General features: G+C 66.1%; 19 protein-coding genes and 2 pseudogenes. All 21 read left to right on the top strand.

Features of this window, described 5'->3' with window-relative positions; translation table 11 throughout:
• A pseudogene (gene mltG, locus VOI29_RS13425) lies at positions 1–1,091 on the top strand (endolytic transglycosylase MltG); the annotation flags it as partial.
• Positions 1,092–1,619: 528 nt separating this feature from the next.
• Positions 1,620–2,567 carry a DnaJ C-terminal domain-containing protein gene (locus VOI29_RS13420; protein WP_323779510.1) on the top strand — a complete coding sequence of 316 codons (948 nt, stop codon included), beginning with the start codon at positions 1,620–1,622 and terminating at the stop codon, positions 2,565–2,567.
• A complete protein-coding gene (locus tag VOI29_RS13415; RefSeq protein WP_323779508.1) occupies positions 2,567–2,902 on the top strand; it encodes a chaperone modulator CbpM in 336 nt (111 codons plus the stop codon). The genes VOI29_RS13420 and VOI29_RS13415 overlap by 1 nt, the downstream gene beginning before the upstream one ends.
• Positions 2,903–3,133: 231 nt before the next feature.
• Positions 3,134–4,816 carry an amidohydrolase gene (locus tag VOI29_RS13410; RefSeq protein WP_323779506.1) on the top strand — a complete coding sequence of 561 codons (1,683 nt, stop codon included), beginning with the start codon at positions 3,134–3,136 and terminating at the stop codon, positions 4,814–4,816.
• A 477-nt stretch (positions 4,817–5,293) separates the two neighbouring features.
• Entirely contained in the window at positions 5,294–5,662 is a 369-nt protein-coding gene (locus VOI29_RS13405; protein ID WP_323779504.1) for a hypothetical protein, read from the top strand.
• On the top strand, positions 5,655–6,941 hold the full coding sequence (locus tag VOI29_RS13400) for a DNA-packaging protein (protein WP_323779503.1): 1,287 nt from the start codon (positions 5,655–5,657) through the stop codon (positions 6,939–6,941). The genes VOI29_RS13405 and VOI29_RS13400 overlap by 8 nt, the downstream gene beginning before the upstream one ends.
• 268 nt (positions 6,942–7,209) lie before the next feature.
• The gene (locus tag VOI29_RS13395) at positions 7,210–8,424 is read left to right on the top strand and encodes a phage portal protein (RefSeq protein WP_323779501.1); all 1,215 of its coding nucleotides are present in this window, start codon (positions 7,210–7,212) and stop codon (positions 8,422–8,424) included.
• Positions 8,417–8,641, top strand: coding sequence for a GTA head formation protein, RCAP_rcc01685 family (locus tag VOI29_RS13390; protein WP_024090123.1), 225 nt, complete (start codon positions 8,417–8,419; stop codon positions 8,639–8,641). The genes VOI29_RS13395 and VOI29_RS13390 overlap by 8 nt, the downstream gene beginning before the upstream one ends.
• 26 nt (positions 8,642–8,667) lie before the next feature.
• Positions 8,668–9,237, top strand: coding sequence for an HK97 family phage prohead protease (locus VOI29_RS13385; protein WP_323779498.1), 570 nt, complete (start codon positions 8,668–8,670; stop codon positions 9,235–9,237).
• A complete protein-coding gene (locus VOI29_RS13380; protein WP_323779497.1) occupies positions 9,234–10,415 on the top strand; it encodes a phage major capsid protein in 1,182 nt (393 codons plus the stop codon). Before VOI29_RS13385 ends, VOI29_RS13380 begins: the two co-directional genes overlap by 4 nt.
• Before the next feature lie 177 nt (positions 10,416–10,592).
• Entirely contained in the window at positions 10,593–11,192 is a 600-nt protein-coding gene (locus VOI29_RS13375) for a head-tail connector protein (RefSeq protein ID WP_323779512.1), read from the top strand.
• On the top strand, positions 11,189–11,521 hold the full coding sequence (locus tag VOI29_RS13370; protein WP_323779495.1) for a head-tail adaptor protein: 333 nt from the start codon (positions 11,189–11,191) through the stop codon (positions 11,519–11,521). Before VOI29_RS13375 ends, VOI29_RS13370 begins: the two co-directional genes overlap by 4 nt.
• Positions 11,518–11,925, top strand: a complete 408-nt coding sequence (locus tag VOI29_RS13365) for a DUF3168 domain-containing protein (protein ID WP_323779493.1) — start codon at positions 11,518–11,520, stop codon at positions 11,923–11,925. Before VOI29_RS13370 ends, VOI29_RS13365 begins: the two co-directional genes overlap by 4 nt.
• 46 nt (positions 11,926–11,971) lie before the next feature.
• Complete coding sequence (locus tag VOI29_RS13360; RefSeq protein WP_323779491.1) at positions 11,972–12,385, top strand: phage major tail protein, TP901-1 family; 414 nt, start codon at positions 11,972–11,974, stop codon at positions 12,383–12,385.
• Between the two features lie 3 nt (positions 12,386–12,388).
• A complete protein-coding gene (locus VOI29_RS13355; RefSeq protein WP_323779489.1) occupies positions 12,389–12,709 on the top strand; it encodes a gene transfer agent family protein in 321 nt (106 codons plus the stop codon).
• Entirely contained in the window at positions 12,706–12,921 is a 216-nt protein-coding gene (locus tag VOI29_RS13350) for a rcc01693 family protein (RefSeq protein ID WP_323779487.1), read from the top strand. Before VOI29_RS13355 ends, VOI29_RS13350 begins: the two co-directional genes overlap by 4 nt.
• Complete coding sequence (locus VOI29_RS13345; protein WP_323779486.1) at positions 12,914–13,570, top strand: phage tail tape measure protein; 657 nt, start codon at positions 12,914–12,916, stop codon at positions 13,568–13,570. Before VOI29_RS13350 ends, VOI29_RS13345 begins: the two co-directional genes overlap by 8 nt.
• 17 nt (positions 13,571–13,587) lie before the next feature.
• Positions 13,588–14,220 (top strand): DUF2460 domain-containing protein, encoded by a 633-nt coding sequence (locus tag VOI29_RS13340; protein WP_323779484.1) that lies wholly within the window; start codon positions 13,588–13,590, stop codon positions 14,218–14,220.
• Positions 14,217–15,104: a DUF2163 domain-containing protein gene (locus tag VOI29_RS13335; protein WP_323779482.1), complete on the top strand. Its 888-nt coding sequence runs from the start codon at positions 14,217–14,219 to the stop codon at positions 15,102–15,104. The genes VOI29_RS13340 and VOI29_RS13335 overlap by 4 nt, the downstream gene beginning before the upstream one ends.
• Positions 15,101–15,574, top strand: a complete 474-nt coding sequence (locus VOI29_RS13330) for a peptidase (protein ID WP_323779480.1) — start codon at positions 15,101–15,103, stop codon at positions 15,572–15,574. The genes VOI29_RS13335 and VOI29_RS13330 overlap by 4 nt, the downstream gene beginning before the upstream one ends.
• Positions 15,574–16,001: pseudogene (locus tag VOI29_RS13325) on the top strand (baseplate multidomain protein megatron); the annotation flags it as partial. The gene VOI29_RS13330 and the pseudogene VOI29_RS13325, both read left to right, overlap by 1 nt.

Genomic DNA, 16,001 nt, shown 5'->3' with positions numbered 1-16,001 from the left:
GTCTGATCCTGTGGGGCTAATCCCAATACACCGCTGAAGGCCCGCTGGAGACGGCGATCTGCCTGCGTGTCGAGCGGGGCTCGAACATGGCGCGGGTCAGCCGCGACCTGGAAACCCAGGGCGCGGTTGCATCCGGCACCATCTTCCGTCTCGGAGCCAAATACAGCGAGAAAACCGGCCAGCTGAACGCCGGCAGCTTCCTGGTGGAGCCGGGATCCTCGATGGAGGAGATTGTCGGCCGGGTCACCACCTCCGGCGCCTCCACCTGCGGCACCGAGATCGTCTACCGCGTCGGCGTGACCCGCACCCAGACCGTGGTGCGGGAGCTGGATCCGGCCACCAGCACGTTCGAGGAAAAGGCGGACTTCATCCTCGGCGAGGATGAGGTCCCGGCCGAGTACACCGAAACCCGCCAGGAGGCCGACACCCGCTACCGTATCGCGCTGGCCGAAGGGGTGACCAGCTGGCAGGTGGTCGAGGCGCTGAAATCCATCGATGTGCTCGAGGGCGACCCCGGCGAACGCCCGGGCGAGGGCCTGCTGGCGCCCGACAGCTACGAGGTCACACCGGGCACCGGACGCGCTGCCGTTCTGGCCGAGATGCAGCAGCGCCAGCAACTGCGCATCAACGCCGCCTGGGAAGGCCGCTCGGCAGACGCCGCCGTCACGACGCCTGAGGAAATGCTGATCCTTGCCTCGGTCATCGAGAAGGAAACCGGCGTGGCTGAGGAGCGCGGCCTGGTCGCTTCGGTCTTCACAAACCGCCTCAATCGCGGCATGCGGCTGCAGACGGACCCGACGGTGATCTATGGCGTCACCAAGGGCGAGGGAACCCTGGGCCGCGGGTTGCGCCAAAGCGAGCTGCGCAAAGCCACCCCCTGGAACACCTATGTGATCGAGGGCCTGCCACCGACGCCCATCGCCAACCCGGGGATGGCCAGCCTTGAGGCCGCGGTGAACCCGGAGACCACGGATTATGTGTTCTTTGTGGCTGACGGCACCGGCGGCCATGCCTTTGCCGAGACGCTGGATGAACACAACCGCAACGTCGCCAAATGGCGCGAAATCGAAGCCCAGCAGCAGAACAACTGACGCTGCGGGTTAGGGTGGAAACTGCGAAGGGCGCCGCTTGGCGCCCTTTTTTTGCGGGACCGGCCGGACCAGCCCGGCCGGCGTGTCCGGCCCGAGCCCCGGTATTCCGGAATCCGGCGGCAGTGCCGAGGTGGAAATCAAGCGCCCCGGCATGAACGAAGACCATGGGTTTTGCCCATGCCCCTTTTCTCATCCGATCCCGAAAGGCCTGCCGCCCACCGCCGCAAGACCCGGGCCATCCCGGCTGCCTGGTTCTCGCGAATGTCCTGAAAGGATGGTACGATGTCCGGGACCGGCACGAAAACCGGCGCTGGCGCGCACACGGATGACGTCCCGCCTGAGGTCACAGATCCCGCGGTGACGCCGAAAGCAGAAGCAACGCATCGGGACGCCGGAACCGCGCGTCTGTTTGGCACTTCATGAGGCCATGCAAGTGCAGGAAACCACCGATGCCATGCCCGGCGCAAGCCGGGCTGGAGCCAAGTCCGGCGCTGGCCGGCCGAATGATCCGTACGGGAACAAAAAATTATGAGCGACAGCCCATATGACATCCTCGGCGTCTCCAAAGATGCCACCCAGGCCGAAATCAAGAAGGCCTACCGCAAACTGGCGAAAGAACTGCACCCCGATCTGTCGCCCGGCGACAAGGACAAAGCCGCCGAGTTCCTGAAGGTGGGCGCGGCTTATGACATCCTCGGCGACAAGGAAAAGCGCCGCCGCTACGACGCGGGCGAAATCGACGCCAGCGGCCAGGACAGGACGGAGCGTCAATTCTATCGCCAATATGCCGGAGCGGACCCCGAAGGCCGGTATCAATCCTCGGCGGCTTTCAACGATTTCGAGGATGTGTCGGACATTTTCGCAGATCTCTTCGGGCGGCGGGGGCAGGGCCGGGGACAGGAGCGGGCGGGCCCCGGTTCGGCACAGGGCTTCGCGGCACGCGGGGCCGATCTGCGCTATCATCTCGACGTCGAATTTCTCGATGCTGCCCGCGGTGCAAAACGGACGGTGCCGCTGCCGGATGGCCAGACCATCGATCTGACGATCCCTGCCGGTGTCCGCGACGGTCAGACCCTGCGCCTGCGCGGCAAGGGGCAACCGGGCAGTGGCGGCGGCCCGGCGGGCGATGCCTATGTCCAGATTTCCGTCAAGCCGCACCGGCTCTTCACACGCGACGGCAACGATATCGCGATCGACCTGCCGATCACCTTCGATGAGGCTGTTCTGGGCGGCAGGGTCGAGGTTCCGACGCTATCGGGGCCGGTATCGATGAACTTGCCCAAGGGAGCGTCCAGCGGCCAGAGGCTGCGGTTGAAAGGAAAGGGTGTCCAGCCCGGCAAAGGACCGGCGGGCGACCAATATGTCCGCCTGATGATTGTGCTGCCGGACAAGATCGGCAGCGGGATGGAAGATCTTGCCCGCCGCTGGCGTGAAACCGCCGGACAGGATCCGCGCAAGAACATGGGGAGTGTGTGATGCGGCTGAGAGAACATGACGTGGTTGCCACGGTTCGCAGGCTTCAGCTCCGGGAGCTTCGGTCATGGGTGCGGGCGGGTTGGATCAAACCGGCACGGGGCGACGGCGGCCCGTTTTTCGATGAGCTCGACATCGCCCGGATCCGGCTGATCTGCGACCTGCGCAAGGAAATGTCGCTGCCCGTGGATACAGTGCCGACTATCCTGTCGCTGCTTGACCAGCTGCACGGGCTGCGTCACCAACTGCACCGCCTTGCCGAGGCGGTCAATCAGCAGCCTGAAGAAACACGCAGAGCGGTTCTGAAGGCATGCCGGCGCTTGGAAGGGCAGGATTGACGGCGGCATGATCGCTGGTCTGGCCGGGACCGGGACTGCCACAGTGGACGGCCGCCCCCCCTAAGCCGCGATTCCGGATGCGCTGAAAGACGCGGCTTGCCTGGCCGGCACAGGCCCGCCTGCGGCGGCAAAGCTTTACACTGCAATCCGGACCGACCTACAGAAGGCAACGCTCGACTTAAACTGCGGCCCCGCCTTGCCGGGTCCGATCCCGCGGCATCAGGACATCCCATGACCCCTTCGATTATCATCCACAACGGCGCCCTTATGACCTTTGATGACGGGATGCCAACCGCACAGGCGCTTGCGATTGCAGGCAGCAGGATCACGGCAATCGGGGCTGATGCCGCCATTCTACCCCTGGCCGGCCCTGAGACCCGGATGATCGACGCGGGCGGCGCGACTGTGCTTCCCGGGTTCATCGACAGCCATGTCCATCTGTTTGGCGGATCGGTTGAACTGGATTGCCTGAACCTTTACGGCGTCACAGGTTTGCCCGCGATGCGGGCCGGCATACGCCCCTACGCCCAGGCCAATCCGGACGATGCCCTGGTGTTTTGCGTGATGGCCGACTACGGCATTCTGGGCACGGGAAAGACGCCCACCCGCCACGACCTCGACCGGATTCTCAGCGACCGCCCGCTGGCCATGTTCGCGCCGGACCACCACACGATCTGGGCGAATACGGCCGCCCTGAAGGCTGCAGGCCTTCTGCAAGGCGGACCAACCGATGCAGGCTCCGAAATCGTGATGGGCGAGGACGGTCTTGCCACTGGCGAGCTGCTGGAGCCCGGCGCCTATGAGCCGGTGCTGCGCCTGACGCGCCACGGCGGCCGGGACATGCTGGGCCTGACAACGGGCAAGGACCCCGTGCCCCCTGCAACAGCGGATCAGCGCCGGATCGACAAGGACGTTCTTGCCAAGGGGCTTGCGCATTGCGCCGCGCAAGGCATTACAGGTCTGCATCTGATGGACGGCAACAGGTATCAGTTGGAGCTGTTGTCCGAACTGGAAGCCGAAGGCCGCCTGCTGTGCCGCTGCCGTGTGCCGTTTCATATGAAAGGAACCGATCCGCTGGAACGGATGACCGCGGAAGCACCGGCGATGCGGGATGATTTCCAAAGCGGAAAGATCGCCTGCAGCCACGTCAAGATGTTCATTGACGGTGTGGTCGAGAGCGGCACTGCGCTGATGCTGCGCCCTTACCCCGGTGAGCTGGGCGCAAACGGCAATTCAGGCGATGAGGTTTTCACACAGGAACACTTTGTTGCCTGCTGTGCCGAAGCGGACCGTTTGGGGTTCCAGATCGCCGTCCACGCCATCGGCGATGCTGGTGTCAGGCGCACGATCGACGCTTTCGAGGCGGCTGCAAAGGCCAATGGAACGCGCGACAGCCGCCACCGGATCGAACATATCGAAGTGATCCATCCGGACGATATACCCCGGCTTGCGGCGTTGGGCATCGTTGCCTCCCTGCAACCGGGCCACGCGCCGACCGGTCACATCTTTCCGCCCGGCGGGGTCGGGCCGTATCTGCACCCGGACCAGATTGCCGGGGCCTATGCCTGGCAGACCATACGTGACGCTGGGGCCAGGGTCATCTTTTCCACAGACTGGCCCGTGATCCCGGTGACCGTGATGGCAAATGTCAAAGCCGCAATCGCACCGCTGGATCTGGGCGGGGGCTGGGCCGATCAGACCCAGACGCTGCACGACACGCTGGCCAGCTATACGTGCGGCAATGCCTGGTCCGAATTCAACGAGGATAGAAAAGGCAAGCTGGCAGCCGGCATGGCGGCTGATGTTGCGATTATGAGCCATGACCTGACACAACTTGCGCCCGGCAACGTGACGGCTGCAAGGGCCATGACGACGATCTGCGACGGCATAGTGACCTATCAGCATGGGTTTTGACCGGGCTACCAGCAAATCACACGCCTGCAACAGACCGCTCAGCCCCCCGCAAACCGGGCCTCGCTCTGGCAGAGGGCCAGGTCAGCTTTGTCTGATGCTTGCGGGTGCCGTCTTCGCGCGATGCAGCGGCGGCAATCCTGAACGGGAAAACGAGGTACAAGATTTTTAGCGGAAAGGGCGGTTTTTCGGGTGCGCATTTTCGTCCGCAAGCCTTTGGGCCGCTCTTTGGGACACGCCGGTTTCAACTGTGAATGCAGAGGAGGCCGCAACTCCCAGCGAGGTGAAACAGCGCGTGCCAGCAGCAGCCCGTTGCGTTCTCACCGTACGCTGCTGCGGCCGGAATTCTTGACAAACGCACTATTTTCACGTATAAGTTGCATTGCAGCTGGAAGGAACATGGACGGCCCCGGACCCCTCCGCCGGTGGCCGTCGTTCTTTCTCTTGTGCGGACAAAAAACGCATGAGGCAGACAAATTCATGACAGATCACCCAACAGACCAGGACGGCGCCGCCGTCCTGACCCGGCAGGTGCACTACACCGCCGATCTTTTGCGATCCCTGCAGGAGAGCATTCACCGACTGCGAAACCAGGCAGAGGCGCTGCGGGAGCAGCTCGAAACCACAGGCGCCGATGAAACCACCGGCGCCAAGGGACAGGTCAGCAAGCTGGAACAGCTGATCCGCGATTGCCAGAAAGTGGAGAGACTCCTTGCAGAACAAAGCACCGAATTCGCCCGCATGCTCAAATCCGAACACGAACTCGATCTCGTCGCGGCGCGCGCAGCTGTCGAGCGCGGACTTTCTGGCCTGCGCGCCGCCCTCGCTCCAGAACTGGTTCTTGAATGAGCTGGACCGCAAGTCGCTGTGCGCGCTGCCGCATCTGTTCGGCATCTGGGCGCTGGACCACCAGCGCCCGCCGCCGGGCGGTTGGCGCGCCTGGGTGATCCTGGGCGGCCGCGGCGCGGGCAAGACCCGGGCAGGGGCCGAATGGATCCGGTCGCGCGCCGAAGGGCCGCGGCCGGGTGATCCCGGCACCGCCCGCCGCATCGCGCTGGTGGCCGAAACCTATGACCAGGTGCGCGATGTGATGATCCACGGCGACAGCGGCATTCTGGCCTGCTCGCCGCCCGACCGCCGCCCCAAGTGGAAAGCCTCCGAGCGCAAGCTGATCTGGCCCAACGGCGCCGAGGCGCAGGCATTTTCCGCCCACGACCCCGAGGCCCTGCGCGGCCCCCAGTTCGATGCCGCCTGGGCGGATGAACTGGCCAAGTGGAAGAAGGGGCAGGAAAGCTGGGACATGCTGCAATTCGCCCTGCGGCTGGGCCGGGACCCGCGCGTCTGCGTCACCACCACGCCGCGCAATGTTCCGGCACTGAAGCAGCTGCTGGCGTCGCCCAGCACCGTGCAGACCCACGCCCCGACCGAGGCCAACCGCGCCAATCTGGCGCCGTCGTTCCTGGAGGAGATGCGGGCGCGCTACGCCGGCACCCGCCTGGGCCGGCAGGAGCTGGACGGGGTGATGCTGGCCGATGTTCCGGGCGCGCTCTGGTCCACTGCCGCGCTGGCGGCGGCGCAGGTGACTGACGCGCCGCCGCTCGACCGGGTGGTGGTGGCGGTGGATCCGGCAGTCAGTTCCGGAAAATCCTCGGACGCCTGCGGCATCGTGGCGGCGGGCGCGGTCACTCAGGGCAAACCGCAGGACTGGCGCGCCTATGTGCTGGCGGACCGCACCGTTCAGGGCGCCGGGCCGCTGGCCTGGGCGCAGGCGGTGATTGCCGCCCGCGATGCCTTTGGCGCCGAACGGGTGGTGGCCGAGGTCAACCAGGGCGGCGCCCTGGTGGAGACGGTGCTGCGCCAGGCCGACCCGCTGGTGCCGTTCCGGGCTTTGCATGCGCGCAAAGGCAAATCCGCCCGCGCCGAACCTGTCGCGGCTTTGTATGAGCAGGGCCGCGTCAAACACCTGCCGGGGCTGGGGGAGCTGGAGGACCAGATGTGCCTGATGACCCCGCAAGGGTATCAGGGCAGCGGCTCACCCGACCGGCTGGATGCGCTGGTCTGGGCCCTGCATGAGCTGATTATCCAGCCGGCAGCCAGCCTGAGGATGCCGCAGATCAGGGTGCTGTAATGCGCCCAGGGCAGCGCCCGCCAGGGGCGGCGGACGGGCGCTGCCCGGCCTTCGGGCAGACGATGCAATTGAAAATGAAGATGGGAGAATGGCAGCATGCAACGCTGCCATTTCCTTTTATTACAGGTGCTTAACCTGGGGTGTTGCGCCCGCTGCGTACGCACCGCCGGCCAAATCTTCAGGCCTCTCTGTCACTAATGATCCTCAGCAAAGGCGCACCGGCCCCAGCGGCAGGCAGCGCCCCACACAGCAACTTGAGGAGCGGACAATGGTCTTTGACCTGCTGCGGCGCAACAAGCCCGAACCCCCGGAAACCGCCCTGGAACAGAAGGCCAGCCAGACCGCCCGCGTGGTCTCCTGGCAGGGGGCCGGCCGCACCGCCTGGAGCCCGCGGGACAGCGTTTCCCTGACCCGCAGCGGTTTTGCCGGCAATCCGGTCGGCCACCGGGTGATCCGGATGATCGCCGAGGCCGCCGCGGCCGTGCCGCTGGTGCTGCAGGACAGCCGCCGGCGCTATGACAGCCACCCCTGGCTGGCGCTGCTGGCCCGCCCCAATCCGGCGCAAAGCCAGGCCGAACTGCTGGAGGCGCTTTATGGCCACCTGCTGCTCTCCGGCAACGCTTATATCGAGGCGGTCGCGGCAGGCGCAGGCGCCCCGGCTGAATTGCACGTGCTGCGGTCCGACCGGATGCGCGTTGTGCCCGGCCCGGACGGCTGGCCCGCCGGGTTCGAATATTCGGTTGCCGGACGCAAGCACCGCTTCACCGCGGACGGCGCGCAATCACCGGTCTGCCATATAAAGAGCTTCCACCCGCAGGACGACCACTACGGGTTGTCATCGCTGCAGGCGGCGGCCATGGCGATTGATGTTCACAACGCGGCCTCCCGCTGGTCCAAGGCGCTTTTGGACAACGCAGCCCGCCCCTCCGGCGCGCTGGTCTGGAACGGGTCCGACGGCCACGGCCGCATGTCCGAGGAACAATTCCGCATCCTAAGCGACGAGATTCAATCAAATTTTCAGGGCGCCAAGAACGCCGGCCGCCCGATGGTGCTGGAGGGCGGGCTGGACTGGAAACCGATGGGCTTGTCGCCCTCCGACATGGAATTCCAGAAAACCAAGGACACCGCCGCCCGCGAAATTGCGCTGGCCTATGGGGTGCCGCCGATGCTGCTCGGCATTCCGGGCGATGCAACTTACGCCAACTACCAGGAGGCTCACCGCGCCTTCTACCGGCTGACCGTGCTGCCGCTGGCCGCCAAGGCCGCCGCCGCGCTTGCCGACTGGCTGGCCGGCTGGACCGGCGAGGCGCTGACCCTGAAACCCGACCTCGACCAGCTGCCTGCCTTGGCCGCCGAGCGCGAGGCGCAATGGCGCCGGGTGGCCTCCGCCGATTTCCTCACCACCGAGGAAAAGCGGCGCCTGCTGGGGCTTCCCGCAGACTCTCCGGTCGCGCCGCAGCAGGAGGGCGGGCAGGATGACTGAACACCCGATGCACGCTTTCGACTGTTCACCGGGTTTGCGCCTGTCCGCCCATGAGCGGGTGGCCCAGATCCAGCACGAGGCAGTCAACCGCCGCCTCGACCGGATCGAGCAGATGATGGAGCGGCTGGAAAAACGCCTCTGGCTCACCGTCTACGGCGTCGCCGCGGTGATTCTGGCGCAGGCTTTTCAATCCTTCCTGACGGTACAATTGCCGTAACAACAATAACTTGAGAGGCAGACATCATGCAGGGACCTCCCCAGCTTGAACATAAATTCACGCGCTTCGGCGAGGATCTCTCGCTGCAGGACGCGAGCCAGATCACGGGCTACGCCAGCCTGTTCGGTCAGACCGATCAGGGTGGCGATGTGGTCGAGCGCGGCGCCTATGCCGCCTCGCTGAAGGCGCTTCAGGATCAGGGCCGCACGGTCAAGATGCTGTGGCAGCACGATCCCGCCCAGCCGATCGGCGTCTGGGACGAGGTGCGCGAGGACGCCCGCGGCTTGTACGTCAAGGGCCGGATCCTGACCGCCACCCCCAAGGGCGCCGAGGCCGCGGCGCTGATCGAGGCAGGCGCCATCGACGGGTTGTCAATCGGCTACCGGACCGTGAAATCCGCCCGCACCCGGGACGGCAGCCGCCATCTGACCCAGGTGGAGCTGTGGGAGGTGTCGCTGGTCACCTTCCCGATGCTGCCCGCAGCGCGGGTGGCAGGTAAATCCTCCGCTCCGGAGGCAGAGGCGGATGCCCTTCGCACGCTGGCCGCAGGCCTGCGCCAGATCACCCGTGACCTCAAGGCAGGACAGACATCATGAGCAACCAAGACCTCCCGGCAAACACCGGGGACGCAGCGCCCCTGGCGCATGAAGTGAAACAGGCCGTCACCGGCTTTCTTCATGAATTCAAGGGGTTTCAGGACGACGTGCAATCAAGGCTGAAACAGGCAGAAGAGCGAGTGACCATGCTGGACCGTAAAACAATCTCTCAGAACCGCCCCCATCTGGCAGCGGGCCAGGACGCGGGCGCGCCGCATCAGAAGGCGTTCAACGCCTACCTGCGCAGCGGCGACGACGACGGCCTGCGCGGCCTCGAGCTGGAAGGCAAGGCGATGTCCACCGCCGTGGGCGGCGATGGCGGCTACCTGGTCGATCCGCAGACCGCCGAGATCGTGAAATCGGTGCTGAATTCCTCCGCTTCGATCCGCGCGGTGGCCTCGGTGGTGCATGTGGAGGCGTCTTCTTATGACGTGCTGATCGACCACAGCGAAATGGGGGCCGGCTGGGCGACCGAGGCCGGCCCGGCCGCGGAAACCGGCACCGGCAGCATCGACCGCATCACCATTGCGCTGCACGAACTCAGCGCGCTGCCGAAGGCGTCGCAACGGCTGCTGGACGACAGCGCCTTTGATATCGAAGGCTGGCTGGCCGGCCGCATCGCTGATAAGTTCGCCCGCTCCGAGGCCGAGGCTTTCATCAACGGCGACGGTATCGACAAGCCCAAGGGCTTCCTGTTCCACCCGGTTGCCAGCAACGGCAGCTGGAGCTGGGGCAACCTCGGCTATGTCGCCTCCGGCACCGACGCCGAGGTTGGCAGCGGCGATGCGATCATTGATCTGGTCTATGCGCTGGGGGCGGAGTACCGCGCCAATGCGACTTTCATTCTGAACTCCAAGACCGCGGGAATGCTGCGGAAACTGAAGGACGCCGATGGCCGGTTCCTGTGGTCCGACGGTCTGGCCGCAGGTGAACCCGCACGGCTGATGGGCTATCCGGTGCTGATCGCCGAGGACATGCCGGACCCGGGGTCCAACAGCTATTCCATCGCTTTTGGCGATTTCCGCGCCGGTTACACTATTGCCGAACGCCCGGACCTGCGGGTGCTGCGCGACCCGTTCAGCGCCAAGCCGCATGTGCTGTTCTACGCCACCAAGCGGGTTGGCGGCGACGTCAGCGATTTTGCCGCGATCAAGCTGATGAAATTCGGCGTGACCTGACACGTTGCGCTGATGGCGGGCCGGCAGACCGGTCCGCCGGCGGGCATGCACCCCACAATCCTTTGCCGTCCAGCTGCTCCCCTCCGTCCGAGCGGCAAGGGATGGTGCATGCCTGCCGAACCCTACCCGGACAGCAGATCAGGGCCGCAGCAGGGGATGGCCCGCAGGAGTGAGATGATGATGCTGAGCGAACTGACCCCCGTGCCCGAGGCCGCCCTGCCGCTGGCCCCGTTCAAGGCGCATCTGCGCCTGGGCACCGGTTTTGGCGAGGACAGCCTGCAGGACGAGGTGCTGATCGGCTTTCTGCGCGCCGCCCTGGCTGCGATTGAAAGAAGGACCGGCAAGGCGCTGATAACCCGCGATTTTGAGCTGGAAATCCGCCATTGGCGCGACCGTGCCCGGATGATCCTGCCGATTGCGCCGGTGCAGGCGGTGACCGCCGTTGCGATGCGCGACGCAGGCGGCGGTGAGACGGTTCTGGACGCCTCCCTCTATCACCTGGAGCGGGATGGCCAGCGCCCGCGCCTGTGCCCGGCCGGCAGCCTGCTGCCACCCATTCCCACCGGCGGTCTGGCGCGGATTTCGCTGCAGGCCGGGATGGCCTCTGATTGGGGCGGCCTGCCTGCCGATCTGGGCCAGGCGGTGATGCTGCTGGCCGCGCATTATTACGAATACCGGGCCGACACCGGCCTGCACGGCGGCTGCATGCCCTTTGGCGTCACCAGCCTGATCGAACGCTACCGCAGCCTGCGGCTGACCCTGGGAGGCCTGGCATGAAACACCCCCCGAAACTCACCCGCAAGCTGGTGCTGGAAGACCCCCAGCGCGAGGTCGACGGTGCAGGCGGCTTCATTGAAACCTGGCTGGCGCTTGGCACGCTTTGGGCCGAGGTGACACCGCTCTCCGGGCGACTGGCCGGCGACAGCCTGTCTTTGCAAAAATACCGGATTACCCTGCGCGCTGCACCGGAAGGCTTTGCATCAAGGCCCCGACCTGATCAGCGATTCCGCGACAGCAACCGTCTCTACCGTATTGATGCGGTTGCGGAATCCGATCCTGACACCCGCTACCTCACCTGTTTCGCGGTTGAGGAGGTAAGCGGATGACCTATGCCATCGCAGGCGGGCTGCAATCCGCGGTCTACACCCATCTGTCCGCCGATGCTGCGCTGACCGCGCTGGTCGGCAGCGCGATCTATGACGCAATCCCCGCAGGCCCCTTGCCGCAGACCTATGTGGCTTTGGGATCGGAGGAGGTGCTGGACCGCTCCGACAACACAGCAGGTGGCGCCGAGCACCGGTTTTTTGTCACCGTCACCACCGACATGGCCGGTTTTGCCGGCGCCAAGGCTGCCGCTGCTGCCGTCTGCGACGCACTGGTCGGTGCCGCGGTGCCGCTGCCCCGCGGCCGGCTGACAGGCCTGTGGTTCGACCGCGCCAAGGCGGAGCGGCTGACGACCGGCGGCAGGCAGATCACCCTGCGCTTCAGGGCGCGGGTGGATGACGTCTAGGCCGCAGCACATTTCTCAACCCCAGTGAAAAGCAGGGAGAACCCCCATGACAATTCAAAACGGCAAGGACCTTTTGGTCAAAGTGGACATGAACGGCGCCGGCCTGTTCGAGACCATCGCGGGCCTGCGCGCCACACGGGTCAGCTTCAACGCCGAAAGCGTCGATGTGACCAGCCTCGAAAGCCAGGGCGGCTGGTGCGAGCTGCTGGCCGGCGCCGGGGTGCGCTCGGCCAGTATCTCCGGTTCCGGCATTTTCCGCGACGTGGCAACCGACGAACGCGCAAGGCAGCTGTTCTTTGACGGGCTGACACCGGACTTCCAGATCATCATTCCCGATTTCGGCATCGTGCAGGGCGCCTTTCAGGTGACCGCGCTGGAATATGCCGGCAGCCACAACGGCGAAGCCACCTATGAGCTGTCACTGGCCAGCGCCGGTGCCCTTAGCTTTACGGCGGTTTGAACGATGGTGAACCCGCAGGCCGGAGAGGCGGAATTAATAGTTAATGGAAGCCCTTACGCGCTGAAGCTGACCCTTGGCGCGCTGGCGGGGCTTGAGGCCGCGCTGGAGGAAGGCACGCTGGTGGATCTGGTGCAGCGGTTCGAACAGGGCCGGTTCTCGGCCCGCGACGTGCTGGCGCTGCTGGCGGCCGGGCTGCAGGGCGGCGGGTATCAGCTGAGCCGCGAAGATCTGGCATCTGCCGCAATCTCCGGCGGTCCGCTGCAGGCGGCGCGGGTGGCGGCAGACCTGCTGGTGCGCAGCTTCACCGTGCCGGACAGCCTATGAGCACGCTCGACTGGCCCGCGCTGATGCGCGCCGGGATGGCCGGGCTGAAGCTGCTGCCGCGCGATTTCTGGCAGCTGACCCCGGCAGAACTGCGGCTGATGCTGGGCGGGGCCGCAGCGCCGCAGCCCATGGGCCGCGACCGGCTGGCGGCGATGATGCAGGCCTTTCCGGACATCGCGCGTCCACAGGACAAGGAGACAACAGATGGCTGACTCATCATCAATGGCGGAACTGGAATTGCAGGGCGAGGCGCTGGGGGAAGCGCTTGACGGCGCCTCCGGCATGGCGGCGGCCTTTGCCGAGGTGCTGGGCCGGGTCAAGGACGGGTTTTCCGAAACCGGACGCGACGCGCAGATCCTGGATCGCAGCCTTTCCAAGGGCTTGCGGCGTGCTTTTGACGGGCTGGTGTTTGACGGCGGCAACCTGTCGGAGGCGATGGACACGCTGGCGCGTTCGATGGTCCGCACCACCTACAACGCCGCGATGAAGCCGGTGGCCAACCATGCGGCCGGGCTGCTGACCGGCGGGCTTGCCTCGCTTATCGGGAACATCCTGCCATTTGCCGATGGCGCCGCCTTCAGCCAGGGCAAGGTGATGCCGTTTGCCAAGGGCGGCGTTGTCACTGGACCCACGGCCTTTCCCATGCGCGGGGCCACCGGGCTGATGGGCGAAGCCGGGCCGGAGGCGATCCTGCCGCTGACCCGCGGCGCCGACGGCTCGCTGGGCGTGCGCAGCCAGGGCGGCGGGGTCACTGTGGTGATGCATGTCACCACCCCCGACGTCAAAGGCTTTGAACGCAGCCGCAGCCAGATCGCCGCACAGCTGTCCCGCGCCCTGTCGCGCGGCGGCAGAAACCGTTAAGGACGGAGGGTAAGTCCATGAATTTTCACGAAGTCAGATTTCCCGCCTCGCTCAGCTTCGGCTCCGCCGGCGGTCCGGAACGGCGCACCGATGTGGTGACCCTGGCCAACGGGTTCGAGGAGCGCAACACCCCTTGGGCGCATTCCCGCCGCCGCTATGACGCCGGGCTTGGCCTGCGCGCGCTGGAGGATATCGAGCTGCTGATCGCCTTTTTCGAGGCCCGCCAAGGGCAGCTTTACGGCTTTCGCTGGAAGGACTGGAGCGATTACAAATCCGCCCGGCCCAGCGCCGATCCGGATTTCCGCGATCAGGTGATTGCCACCGGCGACGGCAGCACCGTGAGGTTCCAGCTGGCCAAGACCTACCGCTCGGGCGCGTTCACCTATCAGCGCCCGATTGCCAAGCCGGTGGCGGGCTCCGTGCGGGTCGGCATCGAACAGGACGAGCTGCGCGAAAGCGTGGACTATGAGCTGGACACCGCCACCGGGATGATCACCCTGGCGCATCCGCCGGAGATCGGCCTGAACATCCGGGCGGGGTTCGAATTCGACGTGCCGGTGCGGTTTGACACCGGCAGCATCCAGACCAGCGTGGCGTCTTTTCAAGCCGGTGAGGCGCCTGCGGTGCCGGTGGTGGAGGTTCGGGTATGAGCCGTCTTTCCAACAGTTTGCACGCCCATCTTCAAAGCGGGATCACCACGCTCTGCCGGGCCTGGGCGCTGGAACGGCGCGACGGCACCGTGCTGGGATTTACCGATCATGACTGTGTGCTGAGCTTTGACGGGGTGGAGTTTCAGCCCGGCAGCGGGCTGACGGCGCGGGCGGTGAGCCAAGCCACCGGCCTGTCGGTTGACAACACCGAGGCGCTGGGGGTGCTGAGCGACGCCGCCGTGCGCGAAGAGGATATCGAGGCCGGCCGGTTCGATGGCGCCGGGGTCCGCTGCTGGCTGGTCAACTGGCGCGATGTTTCGATGCGCTGGCTGCAGTTCCGCGGCTCGATCGGTGAAATCCGCCGCGCCGGCGGCGCGTTTGAGGCAGAGCTGCGCGGGCTTGCGGAGGCGCTGAACCAGCCGCTGGGGCGGATCTATCAGAAACCCTGCACCGCGGTGCTGGGCGATGCGGCCTGCCGGTTCGACCTGCAGACGCCGGGTTATGCCGTTGAGCTGGAAGCCGTTGAGGTCGCGCGCAACGAGGTGTTCGGCTGGGAGGCTTTGCCGGGGTTTGAGGCGGATTGGTTCACCGGCGGGCGGCTGACGGTGCTGAGCGGAGCCGCAGAGGGTCTGTGGGCCGCCGTGAAGGCGGACCAGAGCAGCGCCGGGGGGCGCCGGATCACCCTGTGGGAACCGGTCCGTGCGGCGGTGAGGCCGGGCGACAGGGTCCGGCTTGAGGCAGGCTGCGACAAGCGCCTGGAGACCTGCCGGCTGAAATTCAACAACCTGCTGAACTTTCAGGGCTTCCCGGATATTCCGGGCGATGACTGGCTGATCGCGGTGCCGCGGCAGTCCAGTGTGAACACCGGGGGAAGCCGCAGGTGAGCCGGGTGGTTTCCGCAGCGCGGGGCTGGATCGGCACGCCCTATGTGCATCAGGCCGCGTGCAAGGGCGCGGGCTGCGATTGCCTGGGGCTGATCCGGGGCCTGTGGCGCGAGCTGCACGGGGCCGAGCCCGAGGCACCGCCGGCCTATACGATGGACTGGTCCGAACCGCAGGGGGCGGAGGCGCTGTGGCAGGCCGCGGCCCGGCATTTGCTGGCGAAACCTCTGGGCGATGCCGCACCCGGCGATGTGATCCTGTTCCGGATGCGCGACGGGTCGGTGGCCAAGCACCTGGGGGTGCAGTCAGCGGCTGGCGGAAAAGAACCAAGGGCCGCCGGGCGGGACCTTCTTGGTGCAGGCCCTGCCTTCATCCACGCCTATGCGGGCCGCGGGGTTGTCGAAAGCCCGCTGAGCCCGCCCTGGCAGCGCCGCATCGTGGCGCGGTTTCAATTCCCGAAGGAGCTGATCTGATGGCAACCATTCTTCTTTCTGCTGCCGGTGCTGCCATCGGCGGCACAATCGGCGGCACCGTTGCGGGGCTGTCTTCGGCCGTCATTGGCCGTGCGGTGGGCGCCACCCTGGGCCGGATGTTCGATGAACGGCTCCTGGGCAGCGGCGCCGACCCGGTGGAGACCGGCAAGATCGACCGTTTCCGCCTGACCCAGGCCAGCGAAGGCGCGCCGGTGGCGCAGGTCTATGGCCGGATGCGGCTGGGCGGCCAGATGATCTGGAGCTCGCAGTTTCTGGAAACCTCTTCGGTCAGCGGCGGCGGCGGCAAGGGACGGCCCAGCCAGCCGCAGGTGACCAGCTACAGCTATTCCGTGTCGCTGGCGATTGCGCTGTGCGAAGGCGAAATCGCGAATGTCTCGCGTGTCTGGGCCGATGGCGAGGAAGTGGC

Origin of the sequence: Leisingera sp., assembly GCF_034669605.1 — a bacterium.
In the GTDB taxonomy this organism is placed as follows: Bacteria; Pseudomonadota; Alphaproteobacteria; order Rhodobacterales; family Rhodobacteraceae; genus Leisingera.
The sequence above is the reverse complement of the archived record's forward strand: the minus strand, read 5'-3'. Positions and strand labels throughout refer to the sequence as shown.